This window comes from Gammaproteobacteria bacterium (assembly GCA_027296625.1).
Taxonomy (GTDB): Bacteria; Pseudomonadota; Gammaproteobacteria; order JAKEHO01; family JAKEHO01; genus JAKEHO01.
Genome location: JAPUIX010000068.1, coordinates 1 through 18,909, shown reverse-complemented (window position 1 = coordinate 18,909; position 18,909 = coordinate 1). Strand labels below are relative to the sequence as shown.

The 18,909-nt window shown below is 54.1% G+C and carries 19 protein-coding genes; 11 read left to right on the top strand and 8 right to left on the bottom strand.

The features are described from left to right. Positions 1–72 precede the first annotated feature (72 nt). From O6944_04015 to O6944_03990, 6 genes are all read right to left on the bottom strand, one after another. Positions 73–378, bottom strand: coding sequence for a 4Fe-4S binding protein (locus O6944_04015; GenBank protein ID MCZ6718307.1), 306 nt, complete (start codon positions 376–378; stop codon positions 73–75). Positions 379–516: 138 nt separating this feature from the next. Beyond that, the gene (locus O6944_04010; protein MCZ6718306.1) at positions 517–1,326 is read right to left on the bottom strand and encodes a formylmethanofuran dehydrogenase subunit C; all 810 of its coding nucleotides are present in this window, start codon (positions 1,324–1,326) and stop codon (positions 517–519) included. Between the two features lie 77 nt (positions 1,327–1,403). Continuing rightward, positions 1,404–2,297 (bottom strand): formylmethanofuran--tetrahydromethanopterin N-formyltransferase, encoded by an 894-nt coding sequence (gene fhcD, locus O6944_04005; protein MCZ6718305.1) that lies wholly within the window; start codon positions 2,295–2,297, stop codon positions 1,404–1,406. A gap of 122 nt (positions 2,298–2,419) precedes the next feature. Then, positions 2,420–4,054, bottom strand: coding sequence for a formylmethanofuran dehydrogenase subunit A (locus O6944_04000; protein MCZ6718304.1), 1,635 nt, complete (start codon positions 4,052–4,054; stop codon positions 2,420–2,422). Between the two features lie 23 nt (positions 4,055–4,077). Further along, positions 4,078–5,445, bottom strand: a complete 1,368-nt coding sequence (locus O6944_03995) for a formylmethanofuran dehydrogenase subunit B (GenBank protein ID MCZ6718303.1) — start codon at positions 5,443–5,445, stop codon at positions 4,078–4,080. A 20-nt stretch (positions 5,446–5,465) separates the two neighbouring features. Then, positions 5,466–5,801 carry a hypothetical protein gene (locus O6944_03990; GenBank protein ID MCZ6718302.1) on the bottom strand — a complete coding sequence of 112 codons (336 nt, stop codon included), beginning with the start codon at positions 5,799–5,801 and terminating at the stop codon, positions 5,466–5,468. A gap of 334 nt (positions 5,802–6,135) precedes the next feature. Here O6944_03990 and O6944_03985 point away from each other — a divergent pair, with 334 nt between their 5' ends. The 7 genes from O6944_03985 to fae all read left to right on the top strand — a co-directional run bounded on the left by O6944_03985 (position 6,136) and on the right by fae (position 12,738). Beyond that, the gene (locus tag O6944_03985; GenBank protein ID MCZ6718301.1) at positions 6,136–7,191 is read left to right on the top strand and encodes a GHMP kinase; all 1,056 of its coding nucleotides are present in this window, start codon (positions 6,136–6,138) and stop codon (positions 7,189–7,191) included. Between the two features lie 28 nt (positions 7,192–7,219). Next, on the top strand, positions 7,220–8,146 hold the full coding sequence (locus O6944_03980; protein ID MCZ6718300.1) for a methylenetetrahydromethanopterin dehydrogenase: 927 nt from the start codon (positions 7,220–7,222) through the stop codon (positions 8,144–8,146). Beyond that, entirely contained in the window at positions 8,130–9,263 is a 1,134-nt protein-coding gene (locus tag O6944_03975) for an ATP-grasp domain-containing protein (GenBank protein ID MCZ6718299.1), read from the top strand. Before O6944_03980 ends, O6944_03975 begins: the two co-directional genes overlap by 17 nt. Positions 9,264–9,304: 41 nt before the next feature. Next, complete coding sequence (gene mch / locus O6944_03970; GenBank protein MCZ6718298.1) at positions 9,305–10,300, top strand: methenyltetrahydromethanopterin cyclohydrolase; 996 nt, start codon at positions 9,305–9,307, stop codon at positions 10,298–10,300. Next, positions 10,293–11,222 (top strand): RimK family alpha-L-glutamate ligase, encoded by a 930-nt coding sequence (locus O6944_03965; GenBank protein ID MCZ6718297.1) that lies wholly within the window; start codon positions 10,293–10,295, stop codon positions 11,220–11,222. Before mch ends, O6944_03965 begins: the two co-directional genes overlap by 8 nt. Next, the gene (locus O6944_03960) at positions 11,177–12,121 is read left to right on the top strand and encodes a triphosphoribosyl-dephospho-CoA synthase (protein ID MCZ6718296.1); all 945 of its coding nucleotides are present in this window, start codon (positions 11,177–11,179) and stop codon (positions 12,119–12,121) included. The genes O6944_03965 and O6944_03960 overlap by 46 nt, the downstream gene beginning before the upstream one ends. 104 nt (positions 12,122–12,225) lie before the next feature. After that, positions 12,226–12,738, top strand: coding sequence for a formaldehyde-activating enzyme (fae, locus tag O6944_03955; GenBank protein ID MCZ6718295.1), 513 nt, complete (start codon positions 12,226–12,228; stop codon positions 12,736–12,738). A 211-nt stretch (positions 12,739–12,949) separates the two neighbouring features. Here fae and O6944_03950 read toward each other — a convergent pair whose 3' ends face one another. Next, a complete protein-coding gene (locus tag O6944_03950; protein ID MCZ6718294.1) occupies positions 12,950–13,657 on the bottom strand; it encodes a HisA/HisF-related TIM barrel protein in 708 nt (235 codons plus the stop codon). 10 nt (positions 13,658–13,667) lie between these two features. Here O6944_03950 and O6944_03945 point away from each other — a divergent pair, with 10 nt between their 5' ends. Genes O6944_03945 through O6944_03930 form a run of 4 tightly spaced genes read left to right on the top strand, consistent with a single transcriptional unit; the run spans position 13,668 to position 17,727 of the window. Then, positions 13,668–14,672, top strand: a complete 1,005-nt coding sequence (locus O6944_03945) for an ATP-grasp domain-containing protein (protein MCZ6718293.1) — start codon at positions 13,668–13,670, stop codon at positions 14,670–14,672. Beyond that, positions 14,662–15,708 (top strand): S-layer protein, encoded by a 1,047-nt coding sequence (locus tag O6944_03940; protein MCZ6718292.1) that lies wholly within the window; start codon positions 14,662–14,664, stop codon positions 15,706–15,708. The genes O6944_03945 and O6944_03940 overlap by 11 nt, the downstream gene beginning before the upstream one ends. Then, the gene (pabB, locus tag O6944_03935) at positions 15,705–17,093 is read left to right on the top strand and encodes an aminodeoxychorismate synthase component I (protein MCZ6718291.1); all 1,389 of its coding nucleotides are present in this window, start codon (positions 15,705–15,707) and stop codon (positions 17,091–17,093) included. The genes O6944_03940 and pabB overlap by 4 nt, the downstream gene beginning before the upstream one ends. Beyond that, positions 17,080–17,727: a hypothetical protein gene (locus O6944_03930; GenBank protein MCZ6718290.1), complete on the top strand. Its 648-nt coding sequence runs from the start codon at positions 17,080–17,082 to the stop codon at positions 17,725–17,727. The genes pabB and O6944_03930 overlap by 14 nt, the downstream gene beginning before the upstream one ends. Positions 17,728–18,177: 450 nt before the next feature. Here the strand turns inward: O6944_03930 and O6944_03925 are convergent. After that, positions 18,178–18,909 (bottom strand): ribonucleotide-diphosphate reductase subunit beta (locus O6944_03925; GenBank protein MCZ6718289.1); only part of this gene is annotated, 732 nt, incomplete at its 5' end.

Here is an 18,909-nt window from a genome sequence, read left to right as displayed (position 1 = left end):
GCGTAAATACCAGGCGCAACCGTTCCTTGAATCCTCGCCGTCTGTGGTGGAACGCGAGGCTCAGCAATCTACTCAGAAGCCAAGCTCGGCTTTTTTTGCTTCTGCTGTGGGCAACGGATCTACTTGTGAGTCCACCACTGGAAGCTGCGGTGCCCGTTCGGCATTTATCTCAATCCAATGCAACTTGTCCTCAGGAATGTCATCGTCTTCGTAGATTGCTTCTACGGGACATTCCGGAATGCAGGCGCTGCAGTCGATGCACACTTCTGGATCAATGTAGAGCTGCTTGTCATCACCATGAAAACAGGCGACTGGGCACACTTCTACGCAGTCCGTGAAGCGGCAATCAATACAGTTATCAGTTATGATGGTCGTCATAGAGTTCTCCTAACTCAGGCACGTCTCGAATAAGTATTTGTGCTATACGCAGAGATCTCAAATTACCGGACTGTGGAGTCCGGTTCTAGCCATCCTTAAGGCTTTGGTGCCATTTCCTGTCTCGGTTGCTTTATTCCCCTAAGATTTAAGTAGCAACGCTTCTCCACGGTTCAGTTCTACGGCATCACCACTGAAGCGCCGGTATTGACCATTCATATGGGCGTCGCTAATCGGCAAGCCGAGTTCGTTCAAGTGGAGTAGATAAAGGCGCAAAAAAGCCGGCTGGTACGTGCACGCATAACTAAAAGTGGGGAGCAGCTCGGCATCGTGCATTGAGACGATCGCGCCGCGCTTCATGCCGGCACCGCACCGCCATCCAAGTTTCCCGACGACAATAATTGTCCCTGCTAGCATGTTAACACCGGTGAAGTCGCCGCAATCGCCACCGATTGCGATTAGGCCGCTACGCATTCCATTACCTACTTCATTGCCCGCGTTACCGTGGATGATAATTTCACCACCCCGCATGCCGATGCGCCCGCCACGGTATACACTTCCAACGAGATGGCCGGCATTGCCCTTTACAACAATTCGACCGCCTGACATTTCAGGACCGACCCAATCCCCAGCGTCGCCTTTAACAATTATTTCGCCACCTGACATGGCGGCACCTACATGTAAGCCGACATTACCCTCAATTATGATGCGCCCATATGTCATGCCAACTCCAATAAGCTTGACGCGGGTTAAGTCGCCTTCAATTTGTATTTCGCTATTACCGTTTCCTGAGACGGAGAAGAAATCTCCAATGGAAGATTGTTGATTTCCATGGTGAACGGGTAGTGCTGCGATGTCCGCCTCGCTTAGGTCAGCGAGCCGGTCGGGTGTGATGGACTCAGCTTCTAGCGGTACTTCGGGAACAGTATGTAATGATAGTTTAAGGCTCATCTGGGCAACGCTGATGTAACATCAAAGCTGGCTCTACAGCCTACGGATATAATCTTGATAGATGAGAGGTTCATCACTCATTGATCCTTGATGAGATCGTACAGGCGGATTTGATATTGACCCAAATCGCCACCGTAATTGCCTGCGGAAATTTGCTTGATGCCGCGTCTGGCGGCGGCATAAATGCCATGGCGCATGGCAACCTCAACGGCGTTAAGATCGAGGCCATCCAGGACGATTTCCAGTACACTGTTTACGTCGGCGTTCACCTTTGTTTCTGGGGCGATGGCACGCAGCGTGGGACAGTACGGATCATTGGTTGAAGCAAATAGGGCCTTGTATCTGGACCCGGGCTTGCTGCCACTGCGGACAACACCGTCTGGGAACGGCAGAATAACACCAGGCACCTCCCTCATGGCTTTTGTGGCTGCCTTGGCGGCACGCAGGGTTGTCTGCATATCTTTCCCTAATATTAAGATATTACCGCCACCAACAGCAGGCTGAACGCCGAAGCGATCTTCAACTAAGAACTCACCATCCATTACCGGGATCCGCCAGAAACGACGCCCGTCCAACTGTTTGCTGATCTGATAGCCGTCGCCAAAGTAGCGAAGTTGTCCGCCGACGACCACATCACTCTCGCTGGTGAGCCCGTTAAAGCAGGCTGTTGTAGGGCAGGTCATGATACTTTGGCCGACGCGCTCGACAAGGCGTTTACCTATGCCTTCACTGGAAGTGGCGAACAGCAGAACACTAATGCCGGGGCGCCGATCAGGCGTTTCATCAGCGGTGAGGTCGCGCTCAATCCCTGCTTCGCATTTGCATCCAATGACCGAAGTAGCGAAGCCGGTCATGGATTGTGCCGCTGCAGTTGCCCATTGATGGGTTTCCGCGGTGATGATGATTCTCGCGGCCCACATCTCGAAGGCCTCGGCAAAGGTATCAATGATTTCGGTGGCTTGGATGCGCATTATTTTTCTTTATTTTGCCAAAACCCTAGCCATCTTTTGCGGCAGGCTATTGTAAAATGGTGCTAATGTAGTTTGAACAAAACCGGTTGCTTACGAAATCCCAGTGTTTATGAATTTTTTATCTATGTTGTCGTTGATATCGTTTCATGGCGATGTAAGTAGCTATCGTTAACTGCATAGTTGTTAAATTCAATTGTGTAGTAATCCTCGAAGAAAGGCCGAATCGCTTGTTCGATCTCAGGATCGTACTCAGGAGCAACATGGAGTAGACGGCCTTCATGGTCAGAGCGGAATTCATGATCTTCGATGATTAACTGTCCGTCTTTGATGACATAGCGCGGCGCACTAAACATCTGTTCCTTGTCGTCATGCTCCTCATAAATTGTAACGTCGGCGTCAGCCGCAACACCCAATTGACCTTTGTTACGCAGCCCTAATAGCTTTGCTGGACCGGCCCGCGTGACAATCGCAATCTCTTGTAAGGAATATTCACGGTCAAGATCATCCAACAGCACGGTTTTACGAATTGCTTTTTGATTCACCAAGCCAATCTGCTCATTGCGGAATGTGCGATCCATGAGTAACCGGATCAGACGGGGATAATTCATAAACGAACCACCGTTTGGATGATCAGTTGAGAGTACCAAACGCCAGGGGTCCTGCGATAGGAGAAACAACTCCAACCCGATTGCCCATTGTAGGGCGTGGGTATAAATATGTTCTTGGTAGGCGAAGGGGATAATGCCGCAGCCGCTCTCGTGTTCAGTATCAGCGTTTACCCATTTATTCCCGGTAATTTGACGCAGCAACCAGGCCATCGGTGCATCACCAGTCATGATTGTGGCTTTACCGAACATCACTTGCCCCACATCGGCACTGATATTTGGGTGCGCATTGATGTATTCAGCGATCTCAGGAGCTTTTGAGGTAGGATTCTTCCCCGGCTCACCGCCATAGCTGTGAAACTGAATGTGGGCGATATGGGCGCGTTTGTCTCCTGCTGTGCGCATCGTCTCAAGTGTGGTCTTGTAGTTACCGCTTTGACCCAAGTTATTGCAGTGGATATGGGGCGGATGAGGCAGACCGATTTCACTAACGACTTCTATGAACGCCTTGATTACTTGGCGTGGGGTAATGTCAAAGTGATCAATTTTTTCATCGAGCCTAGTAATATTTGCATTGCGCCGTCCTTTCCAGAGTTCATCTCCGCCGGGGTTGACGAGCTTTGCGGCGTAGGCCTTGGTAACGTTTAGCCACCACGCGACAGCCTGGCGAAACTGGTCCATTCGCCCTTCTTTAAGCAGTTGGTAAAGAAAGACGTTGTTACCAAGCAGGACGTAAAACCCCTTATCGATCACTGGTGTATCGTGGAGTTCTTCCAAGGCATGGCGGGCCCCAATGGGTGGCACAGCCGCCTCCATTGCGGTGGTATAGCCCAAAGCTGTATAGCGATAGCCTGTTGTAAAGGTTGAAGGGACCACCCCACCCGTACCGGAACGTGTGAACGGTGTACCGGGATGGACATCGTGGCGATGATCTTCGGGCTGCAGTTTGCGCGCCAGATTAACTTTGGGACCAGCGATGTGGCAATGAATGTCGACACCACCGGGCATCACGACCATACCCTGGGCGTCGATGCGTTTTGCATCCGGCGGTACGCTTTCTACAATCTTGCCATCTTGTATGCAGATATCGCGTACTTCCCCATCCACGTTGTTGGCAGGGTCGTAGACTCTACCATTGACGATGCGGAGCATAGAAGGCTGAAACTTAGGTTTGATTAGCTGGAAGACACTGGCGCCGCGACGTGTTGCGTTGCGCCCGCCCCGTACGCGCCACCCCTGGCCAACGTCAACTCATGCAGACGCTTCTTGATCGCAGTCAACACCTCTTCATCACTGGGATAAGGTGATTCGAACGCCGGGCGCAACGTGATGGGCACGTCGTCCATACGGTACACGGTCCCTGCTGTATTGATGCCATAGGTGGCTGTTGTAAAGGCCACACGGGCAAGTTGGCTGGTGTCGGTGGGTTTGGGATCGAGTAGGATCACGGGGATCTTTCGAAGGTGTTCAACGGCGGCTTTAGGGAAGTTCGCCGCCGGATCAGCTGCGATAATTAAGGCGGCATCGGCTTCAGCGCGTGATAGGAGATCGACCGTTGTAAACTCACCCGGATTGAAGCGGGGATATCCGCGACTAAAGTTAACGGCGAAGGGAAATCCGGTTTGCCAGGAAAGGACATTATCCGCGCCAGTCACATTGCCGTGCCCACGAACGGGTTTGGCCACAAAATGTGTGTAATCGTTCAGATCGGTTGCCAGCGCTAACAGGGCCCCGGAGTTGAAGTGCCGGCCACGGGTCATGGTCAATCCCATGCCGAATAGGAGGACACCATACTGGCAATTCTTCATACGGTCGACCAAGTCTTCTAAAGTAGCTAATGAGACTCCGGTTCTCTCCTCGATAATCGGGTCGATCCGGCGGCCCTTAACCAAGGCTCTAAGTGCCCAAAGCACTTCGAAATCGCTGCGGGGCTTAATTTGAATAAAGATGTTCGCGACTGGCACGCTCTGTGTGCGGCGGACGTCAACTAAAACGACCGTGCGATCCTTCTTACCATTGGGCACATACATTCCTTTAGGCGTTACTGCGTAGCGGGTAAAGAGACGGGGATGTGATGCGGCTGGATTACCGCCCCAAAAGATAACTAAGTCAGCACGATTCTTAACTTCGCCGAGGGTCATGGTGCTTTCGCCAATGCCCTCAAAGGCAATCCCCGATGGACCATGACATACGGACGTTGTTGTATCGATGCTGGCACCGATCAGATCGGCGATCGCGACCGCTTGGCGCTGCGCCTCGCAGGTCGTATCACTGAGTCCATAGGTAATCGGAAAACGGGCCTTGGCCAGGATCTGTGCAGCCTCTTCGACACCTTCGGCGGTCGTCGCTTCTTTACCGTCGATGAGGGCGAACGGGCGTTCTTCATGTTTGTGCCCGGCGAACCAGGCGCGTCCCAAGACACACGCGTTTTTGGCCCGAGTAATGCGCTTCTCGTCCAGGTCGACGGTCAGGATCATGTCGTCGCAGACGCAGCCGCAAAAGGTGCATGTGGCATTTTCCACGGTACGGATATTTTCGCTCATCTTGTTTCCTCGCAGGTTAGTTAACCCTTTACAGGTTCAACTAAGACCTCAAAGTTTTTTGAGATCGGCATGCCGGTACCCGCCGTATCGCTGTCCATCAACTGACTTGACGGCGGCCCGTAGGCCATAAACAAGACGCCTAAGGGCAAGTCCTCTGCTTTGCGACCAATGCAGCGCACCACTGCTTCGCCCGCGTCAGTACTTAGCCGCACCGGATCGCCATCTTTCAAACCGAGACGGGCCATGTCATCGACGTTCATCTCCAGAGTGGACGTTACTTCACGATATTCGTCCTCCAGCTTGCCGGCGCATAAGGCGGTGCCCTGCTTGCTAGAGCGACCGGCAACTAGACTCATCGTCTCTACCATGAACTGTCTCCGCCGCACTGTAAACGAACATGAAGGGATTGAGGGGGATAGGGAAAAGCCAACGCCTACTTTTCTACCACGCCACTCGTTTTTGTACCACTTCCCGTTGCAGCCGTCAATTTCGCTACATTTTCGACCAGAAATTGTCTGCATAGGTCGCCAGACTGAGAATTTCAGGGAGATGGCGCTGCGATTTGCCTCAATCATCACCGAATCGATCTACAGGCTTGGGGTTATCTTTGATGATCTGCCTAGCCAGTGCATCGATTGTGTCGCATGCGATATAGTATAGGGCCTTGCGCGCCGTGAGACTAAGCGGTAGGTGAAGGATATAGGCTTAGGCTATTTGCGTGTGAAAGAAGAGCGACAACAGAACATGGGGGCAAGGGGCCCGAGTGTCAGCGTTACAGCGCCGGCTCGCCTGCACATGGGGTTTATGGATATGAATGGCGAGCTGGGACGGCGTTTCGGCAGTTTAGGCTTGTGCTTATCCCAGCCCTGTACGCGGCTTACCATCAGGGACACTTCGGACGGTAAATCTGCAGCCCGCGGGCCATCCAGTAAACGCGCGCTTGCCTGTGCAAGGACCTTTCTGAAGTCCTTTAACGTGGGACGCGATGTCCAAATCGAACTTGAGGAAGCCATCCCGGAACACGTGGGGCTAGGCTCAGGGACTCAGCTGTCGCTTGCTGTGGGCGTGGCCATTGCCCGTTTATTTGAGGTTAATGTCCGCCTCTTGGAGATCGCCAACCGGGTCGAGCGAGGGACCCGTTCGGGTCTTGGCATCGGCGCATTCGATCTGGGTGGATTTCTGGTGGACGGTGGAAGAGGCGCTGGCACGCTGGTGCCGCCGGTGATCAGTCATATTGCCTTTCCGGAGGCTTGGCGCGTACTCCTTATATTTGATCGGGAACGGCGGGGCATTGATGGCTTAGAGGAGCATATCGCGTTTGAGCAATTACCCAAAATGGCGCCGAGCAAGGTGTCGCATATTTGTCGACTGGTCCTGCTACAGGTGTTGCCTGCATTGGTCGAGGCCGATTACTGCGGGTTCGGATATGCGATCACTGAGATCCAGGAGATGATCGGCGACCATTTCGCAGTGTGGCAAGGCGGGCGTTTTAGTAGTCCCTTGGCGAGGGATGTGATCGCGAGGCTAAAGGCGCAGGGAGTACTAGGGGTGGGCCAGAGTTCCTGGGGGCCAACCGGGTTCGCGGTGTTTGACCATGAAACGCGAGCCTATCAGGTATTACGCGACTTACGTGCGCGTTGCAACCCAGATAGCCCACTTTCTTTCATGGTATGCAAGGCACGCAACAAAGGCGCTGACATCGCAGTTCATGGCCGTCCGCTATCCAGTTCGGCAACGTCTACCTAAGGCAATATAAGGAGTATCGGACTCAATCATGAAAGACCCCTTTCTATTGCATATGTTCAATCCAACCCGAAACGTAAGTCCTTTCGATGTCAACATGGCCTACGAGGCCGGCTACAACGATGTCATTCCCTACAGTGGTGTCACCCTGGACGAGATACCGGGTTTGGTGCAGGACACGATTTTTTCCCGTGGACCCAAAGGTGTAAAGCGAACAGGGATATTCATAGGCGGCCGAGAGTTTGGTCTGGCGGTCGATATGCTGGAGGCCGCTAAAGGGGCCATGGTCCCGCCCTTCGAAGTCTCGGTTTTCGCTGATCCCAGCGGCGCATTTACGACGGCCGCTGCAGTGATCGCGTGTGTTGAGTCCTGGGTGGATAAGAAAAAAGGTGTGTCGTTAGAGGGGCTCAATATGTATGTTTTTGGTGGCACGGGCCCGGTCGGGCTCTGTGCAGGTGTGATCGCGGCGGAATGTGGTGCCAATGTGTTTCTCGGCAGTCGCCGTAACGCCGAGCACGTCCGGGCAATCGCCGAACCCTTCAACAAGCGTTATGGTGTTCACATGGACGGTGCGGACAGCCGGATAGACGACGCGCTGGTACTGCCGTTCCGCGCGGCGCATATGTTGAATCAGGCTCATGTGATTATCAACACGGCTAAGGCGGGTGTGCGAGTGGTGAAAGCTAGTGACCTGAAAGACTCCAAGGCGCTCATCGTCGCTGCTGACTGCAACGCCGTACCGCCGCTCGGCATTGAAGGTGTGGATGTGAATGACATGGGTAAGATATTGGAAGTAACTCCGTCCAAGGCGGTGGGCATTGGGGCGCTTGCAATCGGCAATGTTAAATACAAGGTCCACTCCAAGCTGTGCCAGATGATGATCGAGACGAGCAAGCCCTTGTATCTAGATTTCCAGGATGCCTTTAAGGTGGCGCGCGAGTATGCGCGGGAAGCCTAAGGTTTTAATTGCAGCGTTGTCTGGCCAGGCGCTGGCCAACTCCGCAAAGCGCGCAGGGTATGGTGCCTACGTACTGGATGTCTTCGGGGATACGGATACGCGCCGAGCGAGCTTGGCGTCTGAGGTCATCGGGACGTGCAGGAAAGGATTCGATACGGAGCGGCTCATAAGTGCTGCCCTGCGTCTTTATCCCCGGGGCAGGGATACGCGCCTCGTCTATGGCAGCGGCTTTGAGCACTGTCCGGATCTCTTAGCGCGCCTCGGTAGGAAGTTTCGCGTTGTTGGGACTCGGCCGGAGGTGATCCGCCAGGTCAAGGACCCGGTGTCATTCTTTTGTCTGCTTGAGCGGCTCGGCATTCCTTATCCGGAAACCACGGTCAAGCTACCCAGGGCCAAGACCCGCTGGCTTATCAAGCGGACGGGTGCGGCAGGCGGGGGTCATATCCGGCTACTCCCCGTTGATCGTGCGGATATTGCTGACGAGCGGCATTACTATCAGCGCCGCCTCGAGGGGCGTCCCTGTTCATTGGTCTTTTTAGCGAATGGTAAGGTGGCTACCGTGCTCGGATACAATACGCAATGGCACGCGGCAAACGTTCCCGAGACACCCTTCCTGTATGGTGGGGCCGTCAGCGCAGCAGAGCTTGAGCCGCGGATAAAACGCGCCATCGAAGAGTCCGTTGCCGAACTGGTGCGGGCGGTCGATTTACGGGGTTTATGTGGGCTCGACTTCATCGTGCAGGACAATGCCTTTTGGGTTTTGGAGCTCAATCCTCGGCCACCCGCCACATTTGAACTCCATGAACAGCACGGCGTCTTGTTCCATGCTCACCTCGAGGCCTGTGAAGGTCGCCTCGTGCGCTTGCCCGGGCGCCCGCCGCGTGCGGTGAATGCCCACGCCGTCTTATATGCCGATAGGCCGCTTTCCATCTCGATGCGAGGTGGCTGGCCGGCTTGGGTAAGCGATCGCCCTGCAGATGGCACGCTTATCCCATACGGCGATCCGATATGCACGGTGCATGCCGGTGGGAGGAGCGCTCGGCATGCACGGCAAGCGGTGCAGCACCGTCTTCTGCAGTTTGAGCAGACCCTCATGGGCCGTGCAGAAGTGGCCTAGGAATCAAATGGTACGCCAATCAAGAAGCTTAAGCGTTGGTAATGAATGGCAGTGAACATGCGCAGGCACGACCGAGTGTCAACGTACTGGCAGAGCCCTTAGTCGAAGCGCTCATTGACGACGCGCAATCACTGCGTCTTCAGGTGGATGTCCTTGAGAATGGAAGCCTGTTGGTGGACGCCGGCATGACGGTGCCTGGTGGCCTTGAGGCCGGGCGACGTATTGCGGAGATTTGCATGGGTGGGCTTGGTCACGTGAGCCTGCGCAGCGCCAACACCTTTACAAACTGGCATTGGCATCTGGATGTGTATGCAAGCGATCCGGTTATCGCCTGCCTCGCCAGCCAGTACGCGGGTTGGAGTCTGTCGCACGGCAAGGGGAAGGAGGCCTTCAATGCCCTTGGATCCGGCCCGGGTCGTGCCATGGGCAGCAAGGAGCCCTTATTTGACGAATTGGGGTATCGTGACCGGGCCCAGAGTGCATCGCTCGTTCTCGAGGTCGACACGGCGCCGCCAATGGCTGTGGTCGAGAAGATTGTCGAGATGTGTGGTATTCGCCCTGACGGGTTGACTTTGATCGTGACACCCACCCGGAGCCTCGCTGGCACTGTGCAGGTGGTTGCACGGGTGCTTGAGGTGGCCCTACATAAGGTCCACGCCCTCGGTTTTCCGTTGGAGCACGTGGTGGATGGCGCCGGCAGTGCGCCATTGTGCCCGCCTGCCAAGGATTTCATTACCGCCATGGGCAGGACCAATGATGCGATCGTTTTTGGCGGGCAGGTTCACTTGTTTGTTACGGGCGAGGAGTCGGCGGCCGCCGAGCTTGCCGAAACACTGCCGAGCAGTACCTGCCGGGATTACGGGAAGCCCTTTGCGCAAATATTTAAGGATCACGACTATGACTTTTTTAAGATTGACCCGATGCTGTTTTCTCCAGCACGGGTGACAGTTACTGAACTCCATAGTGGCCGGAGTTTCCATGCGGGCCAACTTGATGAGAAGCTGCTTGACGCGTCCTTCGGCAATCAAGATGATTGACGCGCTGCAACATCAGGGCATCGCTATTGTCACGGACGATCCCGGTTGGCACGGGCGTGTATTAAGAGATGCATTTGCTGATCGCGGGTTTCTGGCCGTGTTTGTGTCGCTTAACGACTGCCGCATCGAGGTGACGGGTGAGCAATCTTCGATCATTCTGCCCGGCTTCGACAATTTGCTGCCCTTAGGTGTACTGGTACGTGGCATCCCGGGGGGGACCCTTGAGCAGGTCATTCTGCGTCTCGATGTGCTGCACATGCTGCGTCATATGGGTGTCACTGTCTATAACGACGCGCGTGCAATTGAGTGGACGGTAGACAAAGCAATGACCAGCTTTCTCCTCAAGCACGCGGGGATCCCAACGCCAGCTACATGGGTTTGTGAATCCGAACAGCAAGCCCGTGCCATCATAATGCGTGAGGCGAGTCGCGGTTGTCCGTTGGTCTGCAAGCCTCTGTTCGGCTCGCAGGGGACGGGTGTCAAGTTGCTTAATTCCCCCTCAGACTTGGCATCAGAGGAAGTGTTTGGCGGCGTCTACTATCTGCAAGCCTATGTCGATCGGGGTGAGAACGACTGGTATGACTGGCGTGTATTTGTGATCAATGGCCGTGCCAGGGCGGCTATGATCCGGCGCGGCTCTGGATGGATCACCAACCGAGCACAAGGCGCCCGCTGCGAGGCCGTCACGATTGGAGGGGAGCTCCAAAGCTTGGCCGAAGCGGCGGCTCGCGCCGTGGATGTTGATTATGCCGGCGTCGATCTCATGCGGGATCGTCACGGCCAGTTGTACGTCATTGAAGTGAATGGCATCCCGGCTTGGAAGGGCTTGCAGGAAGTGTGTTTGGTGGATATTGGTGGCTGTCTTGTGGATCATTTATGCGCCCGGCTCGCGGCTACGGGCAGCCTGGCGGTTTTACCGTGATGCTTGTCATGGAAAGACATGCGGCCGTCGTCCAGGCTATTTATGAGAGCTGCAGCGTCGAGATCCATGCCTTAAAGCCTGGCAATGTCAGTCGCTTTGCCGGTGGGCATGGGATGACGGCCGATGATTTCCTACGTAGCGCCAAGCTCACGGCACCCATCCTAGGGGCCCCTGGGCTCTCGGTAGGAGAGCGGGTTCTGAGAAGCGTCGAGGCGACACAGGCGGCAGTGGCGTGCAATACGAATCTGGGGATCATCTTGCTCGTTGCCCCCCTTAGCCAGGCGGTGCTCCTGGAGACTGGGGGGACTAACTTGCGGGATCGACTGATTCGGGTGTTAGAGGCCCTGGACAGGCGGGATGCCGAGGACGCGTTCAAGGCAATCCGGCTCGCAGCGCCTGCTGGACTTGGACACAGCAAGCGGCATGATGTAAATTTTTCACCCAAGGCGAGTTTGCAGGAAGCCATGGAGGCAGCGCAGCAACGCGACCGGATCGCCTATCAGTACGCAAGCGGTTATGACGACATCTTCCGCTTCGGCGTGCCGTGCATAGTTGAGCACATTCGCCGCTACAATAGTGTAGAATGGGCTGTTGTGGCGTGTTACCTGAGTTTTCTTGCGCGGGTCCCAGATACCCACATTCAGCGAAAATTTGGGGAGGAGGCAGCAGCACGCATTCATACAATGGCGGGGCCAGTGGAGGCTCGCTTTCATGCGTATAAAAACCCGGAAAGCGCAATTCCACTTCTGCTAGAATTCGATCAAAGGCTTAAGCACGCGGGGATCAATCCGGGGACAAGCGCGGATCTCACCGTGGCAAGCCAATTGGCGGTTCAGTTCGAAGACCTGTTAAAACACGGGGTTACCGGGCGCAGGACAGCAACCCTGGCGGCCGGTTGACCTTACCGGGTGTAGGCCCCCTTTCTTATAAGCAAAACGATAGGTAGGCAGCGATGTCTATATTCAAAAAATTGTTCGGGACAACAACAAGAGGAGCATTAAAAATGGCAGTCATTGATAGAGTACTCACAGGTGAAGCCTTGGTCGGCGAGGGCAATGAGGTGGCGCACGTCGACCTGCTTATGGGGCCAAGAGGCAGTCCCGCCGAGACGGCCTTTTGCAACGCTCTGACCAATCAGAAGGATGGGTTCAATACGTTGATGGCCGTGGTTGCACCAAACCTGCCGGCTAAACCCAATACGATCCTGTTTAACAAGGTTACCCTCAAGAGCGCCGACCAGGCTGTTCAGATGTTTGGTCCTGCCCAGCGTGCGGTAGCTATGGCGGTGATGGACTGTGTGGAGGATGGAACCATCCCCGCTAACGAGGCCGACGATATTTTTATCTGCGTCGGCGTGTTTATTCACTGGCTGGCCGAGGACAACACGAAGATTCAGGATTACAATTACGAGGCTACTAAGCTTTCGATTAAGCGTGCAGTCGCACGTGAGCCCAAGGCCTCTGAGGTAGTCAAGAAGAAGGGCGAGGCTGCTCACCCCTTCGCCGCGCACAATTAAGCGCGCGAAAAGGCGCAGAGAAAGATGATTCGTCGGGGTTTCGCCCGGTGAATTCGGCGTTGAGTTTGCCAATGGCGCATCTGTTCTCGGTGCCGAGTGCTGTAGTCTACGAGCCGTTGCCCCGGGGGAACTCCTCGGGGCAATTTTTTTCCAGCTAAGCGCCCTTAGCACCCGCCCATTTCCGGGTAAGTAAACGCCCAACGCAAATCGATTAGCCGTTCATATTTAAAAGTGCGCCAATCGAGTGCCGATCAATGCGCCGGTTATGTAGGGCTGTTGCGACGAGGGCACCTGCGATGCCAAGCTTCTTGAGCGCCCAGAGGTCCTTTTCATGGCGTATACCGCCGGCCGCGTAGGTCGATTTTTCAGGCGCCAATGCCTTGATAAGCGCAACCCGGCCAAGGTCGGGACCTCGAGACGTGCCAACACGGGTAAGACTCATGACGATGATCTCTTGGGGCCACAGGTTTGCTGCCTCCAGCATGCCGTCGGGACCTTGGAGCCTCTCACCCGCAAAGTCCAGGGATAGGATAGGAGGGGGGTTGTGTTGCAGAAGAGTCGAAAGGCTCCCCGAATCTTGTTGGTATTCACTGCCAACCACTGCTTTACAATGCCCCTGGAAGTTGTCAATCAGCCCAGAAGATGTCTTGATGCCACTGTCGATCCAGAAGGTGAGCGATGAGAACGCCCCGCATAATTCGTCCATCAGTCCGTGATTATTTCCGGTGCCTTCAATCGCGTCGAGATCGGCAATATAAAGTGTTGTGAACGGATAAATGGTTAGGATGTCGGTGATTACCGCCTTGGGATCGCTGCATCGGCACAAGGAGGAACGTATGGGTTGATAGCTCTCGCGTCGGCCAGCGCGGGCATGCACAACTTGTCCCTGACGAATATCGAGAACCGGAATAATCAACATTGGGATGAGTATGCGTATTTTTGTATGTGAGTTTATCACGGGTGGTGGTGTACTGGGCGAGCCTTTGCCAGATGCACTTGCGCTAGAGGGCGACATGATGCTCAATGCCCTGGTAAGTGATCTTCTTGATCTCACGGCAATCGATATCGTAACGGCGAGAGATCCTCGGCTCGATGTAGTCCGACATCCAATCCAAGTCGAGACGCCCGATCAAGCGGGCGACTGCTGGCAGTTATGGCAGACCCTCGCTAGAAACGCCGATGCCGTGTGGCCTATTGCTCCCGAGACAGGGGGGGCGTTGGAAGACCTGAGCGAGATGGCACAAAGGTGTCATCGAATCTTGCTGGGCAGCAGCCCAGAAGCAATTAGATTGACCACCAGCAAGTCAGCCACCAGCGCCCAGCTCTTGAACTGTGGAATTCCTGCTGTTGAGACCCACCAAGTTTCAACTGATCTGCCACTGAGCGAGACAGGTTGGATAATCAAACCTGATGACGGAGTAGGTTGCGAGGATACATACCTGTTTCGAACTTACGAGGCACTAAAAACATGGCTTGATAATAACAAGGCTAAACAGTTCCATGTGGCACAGCGATTTATCCCTGGAATTCCGGCTAGCATATCGATGTTATGTCGTGATGGTGAGGCCAAGGTTTTAGCGTGTAATCAGCAGCGAGTTGAGATTAATGCGAGTAAATGTTGTCTTCGGGGCATGATCGTGAACGGATTGCGGGACAAGCGAGCGCTCTTTGAGAAACTGGCAGATGACGTCACGAAGGCGATCCCGGGGCTATGGGGCTATGTTGGCATTGATTTGATTTTGACGCCATCCGGCCCCGTTGTTTTGGAGGTCAACCCTCGTTTAACAACGTCTTATATTGGGCTTCGAAAATCAATTAGACGGAATCCTGCGGAACTGGTGCTGTCATTGCTTGAGGGAAACAAAAGCATATCGAGCGCCTTACTCTCTAACGAACCGGTGGTAATCAATTTGGAGCAGACGTATGTGCAATAGCGGGATCGTCGGTTGGGATGTGGGTGGAGCACATCTCAAATTGGCTTTATTAGGCATGGATGGTTCGCTCCGGATGGCCAAGCAATTACCGTCACCACTATGGAGAGGCGTGCAGCGCTTTGAGACGGCAATGCAGAATGCGCTAGATACATTGCCTGACACTGCAGCGGAACATGGGGTAACTTTTACTGGTGAGCTTGCAGATGTGTTCGAAACCCGTGCCATAGGGATCACAACCCTGATAACGCATATGGTGGCACACCTCGGAGAAGAGAATATGCGCATCTACGCTGGACGGAAGGGTTTCGTCGGACGCTCGCGCGTTAGTGCACACACAACAGAGATCGCTTCCGCAAATTGGCATGCGAGCGTCCGCTTTGTCAGCATGCATCTCGCAGAGGGGATCCTGATCGATATTGGAAGCACCACTACCGACATTGTTCCATTTGCAGGCGGGGAGGTCTGTTGTCGCGGTTATACTGATTCTGATCGCATGCAATATGATGAGTTGTTATATACTGGCATCGCACGGACGCCGATTATAGCCGTCACTCAAAGGATCCCATTCGCTGGGGAATGGCAGTATCTGGCAGCGGAGCATTTTGCCACCATGGCAGACGTTTATCGGCTCACTGGCGCACTGCCAGTGGATGCGGATTTACTGGAGACACCGGATGGTGCCAGTAAAGGTGTAGAGGACAGTGCCCGCCGCCTTGCCCGGATGCTTGGTCGAGACCTCGATGCGGCGAAACCATTTGACCCTTGGTGCGGCGTCGCCAGATACATTGCGAATCTGCAGCTTGCCCGGATCTATCAGGGGCTTGAACGGACCCTCTCCAGGCATGTGATTGCTGATGATGCCCCTTTGATTGGGGCGGGGACCGGCCGTTTTCTAGTGCGTGACTTGGCAAACCGTCTCGCTCGCCCGTTTGTGGATTTCTCCGAACTAATTGACGCACCGCTGGAGTTAAAGCCGTTAGCGTCGGACTGCGCACCAGCTGTGGCAGTCGCCCAACTTTTGAGGATGGGCCATTGAAACCGCGAATCACAGAATTGCCTTACGTCGCCGATAGTTCTGAATTATTCACAGGTCTTTCTAAGCGAACGTGGTGCGTGTTTTTAGATAGTGGGCATCCAGCGACGCAATACGGGCGTTACGATATCCTCGCTGCCGATCCTTATTTGACGCTAACCACGCGTGGTGACACGACCACTATCTCCTCCCGTGATGGGGAGGAATGCTCTAGCCGGGATCCGTTTATGTTGCTTAAGCGTTGTTTGGGAGAGGTAAAGCAAGACGAGATGGATTTACCGTTTTGTGGTGGCGCTATTGGCTACTTTGCTTATGATCTAGGACGCCGTATTGAGTCTCTACCAGAGGCGACGATACAGGACGTCAATCTGCCTGATATGGCTGTTGGTCTCTACGATTGGGCTGTTGTCGTTGACCATAAGGAGAAGCGTGCGTGGTTAGTCGGACAGGGGAGGGATCAACGTACGTTTGATGAATGGACTCAGCTTGAAGATATGAATCAGTCACCTTCGTCGTCAGCGGGCGATAATCCCTTCACGGTATTATCTGCTGTTTCTTCGAACATGAATCGTGACGATTATGCGCGGGCCTTTAGGCGCGTTAAACAATATATCCGTGATGGGGACTGTTACCAGGTCAATCTAGCCCAGCGATTTTCAGTGAACGTAGAAGGCGATCTGTGGGACGCCTATGTTCAATTAAGGGGGCTTAATCCAGCCCCATTTGCGGCATTTTTTCAAATTCAAGACGGAGCCGTATTAAGTTCCTCGCCGGAACGGTTTCTTAGCGTCAGGAATCGGCGGGTGGAAACCAAGCCGGTCAAAGGAACGCGCCCACGTTCAGCCTATAGGCGCCGTGACGTGTCGTTGGCTGAGGAGCTTCAGAAAAGTTCGAAGGATCGGGCGGAGAATGTGATGATTGTGGACCTACTACGCAATGATCTGGGGAAAACATGTACTCCCGGCACGGTCGAGGTCCCTAAACTGTTTGCGCTTGAGAGCTTTGCAACAGTGCATCATTTGGTTAGCACCGTGACAGGACAGCTTGCCTCCGGTCAACATGCCCTCGATTTACTGCGGGGCTGTTTCCCTGGCGGTTCAATTACAGGGGCTCCGAAAGTACGTGCCATGGAGATCATTGAAGAGCTCGAGCCCCATCGCCGCAGTGTCTATTGTGGCGCAATGGGGTATATCGGCTTTAATGGCGACATGGACACTAATATTGCGATACGAACGCTGGTTTTCGACGAATGCCGGATGCACTGCTGGGCCGGGGGCGGTATCGTGGCTGATTCGAGTTTGGAAGGGGAGTATCAGGAGACATTCGATAAAGCCGCTGCACTGCTGAAATTGTTTGAGCAAAAGGAAGTACAGCGTGTGGGTAGTTAAAATCGGCGGCAGTCTTGCATTTTCCAAAACATTGCCCGCTTGGCTCGAGGTGCTTGTTCGTTACGGAGGAGGGCGCGTAATTATCGTGCCGGGTGGCGGCAAGTTTGCCAATCTGGTGCGCCGAGCGCAGCAATATTGGAAGTTTGCTGACGATACCGCACATTGCATGGCACTTTCTGCAATGGATCAGTTTGGGTTCATGATGGCAGGGATCCGACGGGAGCTTACGCCAGTGGCTGATGTGTATCACTTACGTAAGGCTTTGGGTGAGACGCGCGTCCCCATCTGGCTGCCCTCGACGATGGCTGTGGCAAACAACGCGATCGCTGCGAGCTGGGAGTTCTCGTCCGATAGCCTCGCGGCCTGGCTGGCGAGCCACATCGAGGCCCATCGGCTTATACTAGTGAAGTCTTTCAACCCGTACTGGGTTGAAGTCCCGGTGTCTGATCTTTCTGGTCAGGCGATCGTTGATCAGCACTTTGCCACAATGATAGGAAAGGTGCATTTTGAAACTTGGTTGTTGGGCGATAAAGAACATGAAGTGATGGCAAAAGCCCTTTGTCTGGGTGCCGCCCCCGGCACCCGAGTCGTTCCTCGGGCGAGTCAGCTTGGAGAATTATCCGACGTAATGTAGGCGCTAGGTGCAAATGGATGCGCCGTTGGTAACACGGCATAAGGTAATGATGTCTGCAAGTCAGACGATGCGATTTGCATTCAAAATTCTAAGTGCTCGTCTTGCAGCCACCAGGCCAAAATCAAGCGCGATGCGGTAGCAATCCAGAAGGTTGTGTTGGTTGGTCCCGTTGGAGACCCCCGCGAGGGTGGCTGTCTGAATGACGTGCTCCGTCGCGGGGGGTGGTCGGCCCCTGGCGATGACCGGGTCCAACGATGGCTTTGGCTTCTCTTTCAAGTCTGCATGGCCAACGTACACGCTATCCGTATCGATAAGACAAGCATCATGTCCTTATATCCATTGCTTGGGTGTTGCATAAGAAAGCCTGGCGTCCAAAAGAGGCGAGCGGATGCCAGGCAATAGCCAAGCTCCATCTTGGCTTACCGCTAAGGAGGTTTTCGCGGTAGAAACTCAATCCCAAGATAAGGTCCCACCCGTTTGATATTCAGTTACGCGGGTCTCAAAAAAGTTCTTTTCTTTCTTAAGATCCATTACCTCACTCATCCATGGGAACGGGTTGGTTGCCCCAGGGAACTGTTCTGGTAATCCAATTTGAGCGCAGCGACGATTGGCGATGAAGTGTAGATAGTCGGTAAACATGTTGGCGTTGAGCCCTAACACGCCTCGTGGCATGGTGTCATGAGCATATCGGATCTCCAGCTCTATGCCCTTGTGTATCATCTCTAGAGCCTGTTTTTTGAAATCTTCCGTCCACAAATGGGGATTTTCGATTTTGATCTGATTGATAACGTCAATCCCAAAGTTCATATGCATCGATTCATCGCGCAGTATGTATTGAAAATGTTCCGCAACACCTGTCATCTTGTTGCGCCGCCCCATTGATAACACCTGCACGAAACCAACGTAGAAAAATATCCCTTCAAAAATTACGTAAAAGCCGATTAAGTCACGCAATAAGCGCTGATCATTGGCTGGTGTGCCCGTGTGGAAATTGGGATCCGCCAGGCTTTCCGTATAGTTCATCGCCCACGCGGACTTATCGTGTACCGAGGAGACTTCGCGGTACATATTGAAAACTTCCCCTTCATCCATCCCTAGCGATTCAACGCAATACTGATATGAATGGGTGTGAACCGCTTCTTCGAACGCCTGGCGCAGCAGGTACTGTCGACATTCGGGATT